General features: G+C 49.7%; 1 protein-coding gene. It reads right to left on the bottom strand.

Annotated elements, in window-relative coordinates:
- The coding region (locus AB4486_RS18610; RefSeq protein WP_372118111.1) for a tandem-95 repeat protein at nucleotides 1–3,662 on the bottom strand (3,662 nt) is incomplete at both ends.

Genomic DNA, 3,662 nt, shown 5'->3' with positions numbered 1-3,662 from the left:
GCCGCCAACTGCGCCACCGTGAAGCTGCTTGACGCGACGCCGTTCACTAAGATTGTGCCGTTGCTCGCGTTGCCGACCGTGAAGGTCACGCCTGTGTCTGTATCGTCAACGTCTGTATAACCCAAGTCAGCTGCCGAGATCGTGTAGCTGCCTGCCTCGTCCACTTCCGCCGCCAGATCGCCTGTCAGCTCCGGCGCATCATTCACTGGCGTCACCGTCAAGTTGAACGTGCTGTCTACCGGTGTGCTGCCATCTTCGTTACCGTCTTCAACGTTAATATTGAAAGACGCCGACGTGGTTTCGCTGCCGTCATGTTTAAACGTCACTTTACCCGCCGCCAACTGCGCCACCGTGAAGCTGCTCGACGCGACGCCGTTCACTAAGATTGTGCCGTTGCTCGCGTTGCCGACCGTTAAGGTCACGCCTGTGTCTGTATCGTCAACGTCCGTGTAGCCTAAGTCCTCAGCCGTAATGGTGTAGCTGCCTTCTTCATCCACTTCACCCAACAAATCACCTATCAGCACTGGTGCATCGTTCACAGGAGTAATATTAAGCGTAACTTCTGCTTCGTCTTCCCCACCGTTCCCATCGGTCACTTTATATTTAAAAGTTGCCTCCCCGTTATAGTCGGTATCCGGTGTGAATATAATTGTATTGTTTGTGTAGTCGACAAACAGCTCACCATTAGTCGCGGAGGTAATTGAACCCACAACAATTGAGAGCTCATCACCATCAATGTCAGTATCATTCGCTAACAATTCATCAAAAGAAATCGTGATAGACGTGTCTTCAGCAGTAACAAGTTTAGATTGATTAATACCTGTCACTGTAATGTTATCTAACAACGCACCGTAGCTATCTGAAGCTCCAGCGCCTGCAAATGTAAGGTCCGTAACGTCCCCTTGGACTTCGAACTCAGCCGTGATCTTATACCAACCATTTGCGTCAGGTTGCCCTATTTGGACATTAAGTCCGTCGGCACCCGATAGAGATCCATCTGCGTGAACAGTAACTAACGTGTCACCGACTTTAAACGTCATGTCAGAAGATGAATTACCGTCTCGTCGAGGGTTGTAATCAAATTCAACACGCACGCTATCTTGGTCTGACGTATTAATATTTGTTGTGATCGCGGTGTTTTGATGAGCATCAAGCTCAGCGAGGTAGTCACCGTCTGTCGCTTCAGCTATGAGACCGTCACGCTGAATCTCTAGACCATTTGTTGCTTCCCAATCATCTAGTTCGTCGCCAGTTACTACAGTCCAACGACCTGTGTTTGTCATGTTTTCAAAGGACTCAGAGAAGAGCAGCGTCTCACTATGAGTTTCATATGTGTCATCAATCGCTACTGGACCGTCGTTGGTGCCTGTCACGGTAATGGTTAAGGTATTGGTTTGATTGACCGTGCCATCGCTTGCGGTGTAGGTGAACACCACGTCCGCGGTCGCTCCTGTGGCCAACGCTTGAGAATCGCTGCCGTCCGCCACAAAGCTGTAGCTGCCATCGCCACGAATGGTCAATGTGCCGTAATCATTGCTTATCACTGTGTCGCCACTGTCTGCCACGGCGGTTGCGGTGCCCGTAGTACCGTTCAAAATACCCGTGACGTTCAATGAGTCGCCATCGACATCGCTGTCATTGGCCAACACGCCGTCTTCTGCACTGACCGTTAAGGTCGCGTCTTCATTCACCTCGCCCACATCGGCGGTTAACTGAGGCGCATCGTTGGTGCCTGTCACGGTAATGGTTAAGGTATTGGTTTGGTTGACCGTGCCATCGCTTGCGGTGTAGCTGAACACCACGTCCGCGGTCGCTCCTGTGGCCAACGCTTGAGAATCGCTGCCGTCCGCCACAAAGCTATAGCTGCCATCGGCACGAATGGTCAATGTGCCGTAATCATTGCTGATCAACGTATCGCCACTCTCTGCCACTGCGGTCGCGGTGCCCGTGGTACCGTTCAAAATACCCGTGACGTTCAATGAGTCACCATCGACATCGGAGTCATTGGCCAAAACGCCTTGTTCTGCACTGACCGTTAAGGTCGCGTCTTCATTCACCGCGCCCACATCGGCGGTTAACTGAGGCGCATCGTTGGTGCCTGTCACGGTAATGGTTAAGGTATTGGTTTGGTTGACCGTGCCGTCGCTCGCGGTGTAGGTGAACACCACTTCCGCGGTCGCTTCTGTTGCCAACGCTTGAGAATCACTGCCGTCCGCCACAAAGCTGTAACTACCGTCAGCACGAATGGTCAATGTGCCGTAATCATTGCTGATCACCGTGTCGCCACTCTCTGCCACGGCGGTCGCGGTGCCCGTGATGCCGTTCAAAATGCCCGTGACGTTCAATGAGTCGCCATCGACATCGGAGTCATTGGATAGTAAACCGTTACCAGCACCAACGGTTAAAGTTGCGTCTTCACCAACCTCGCCGGTATCGACATTGAGTTCGGGCGCGTCGTTTACAGGTGTGATATTTAATGTCACTGTCGCTTGGTCTTCGCCACCATTTCCATCAGTGACTGTATATTGGAATGTGGCCTCACCGTTGTAGTCTTGATCTGGTGTGAATGTGATCGTTTCGTTTACATAGTCAACCGATAATGTGCCATTGACCTCAGACGTTATTGAACCAACAACAATTGAAAGAACATCACCATCGATATCAGTATCATTCGCTAACAACTCTGCGAATGGGATCGTAATAGGCTCATCTTCACGCGTAACGAGCTCAGGTTGGTTGATCCCCGTTACAATAACGTTGTCAATCAAAGCCCCAAGACTATCTGAAGCACCATCTCCTGCAAATGCTAACTCCGTACTATCAGCTTGCACCTCCAGCTCGGCGGTAACACGGTACCAACCATTAGCATCTGGTAGGCTTATTTGAATATCAAGTCCATTAGCACCGGAAAGGGTCCCATCCGCATGTACCGTGACCGAGGTGTCACCGATTTTAAAGACCATATCAGAAGACGAGTTACCATCTTGGCGAGGGTTATAGTCAAATTCAACCCGAATACTATCTTGACCTGAAGTGTCTATAATCGTTGAAATTTCAGTGTTTTTGTGAGCGTCGAGTTCAGCAAGATAGTCACCATGAGTTGCATCAGCAATTAGACCATCACGCTGAACCTCTAGCCCGTTGGTCGCATTCCAGTCGCCAAGATCATCACCAGTCACAACTGTCCATCTGCCAGTGTTTATCATTTGTTCAAATGACTCGGAGAAAAGTAACGTCTCGCTACTTTCGTTGTAACTATCATCAGTTGCTTTTGGTCCATCATTTGTGCCAGTGACCGTAATAGTTAAGGTCGCAGTATCCATCCCCCCCTTACCATCACTTATCGTATAAGTGAACGTTTCAGACACCTGCTCACCAGCTTTTAAGCTATCCGCATTATCAGCAACGTAGTTGTAACTACCGTCTTCGTTAACAATCAGAGTACCAAAGCTACCGGTTAATCCAGATCCTACAGTTCCAGCTGTGCTATTTGATGCATTTTCAGCACCTGTCCGAATACCAATGACTTCGAGGTTATCGCCATCAATATCGCTATCATTTTTCAGTAACCCTATTGATGCATCTACTGCTAAAGTCGCATCCTCGTTAATAGACCCACTGTCATTGCGAGCGATTGGCCTGTCGTTAGTACCGGTGACAGT

Origin of the sequence: Vibrio sp. 10N.222.55.C6, assembly GCF_041473395.1 — a bacterium.
GTDB lineage: Bacteria > Pseudomonadota > Gammaproteobacteria > Enterobacterales > Vibrionaceae > Vibrio > Vibrio crassostreae_C.
Note: the sequence above shows the minus strand (reverse complement) of the source record. Positions and strands in the feature narration are given on the sequence as shown.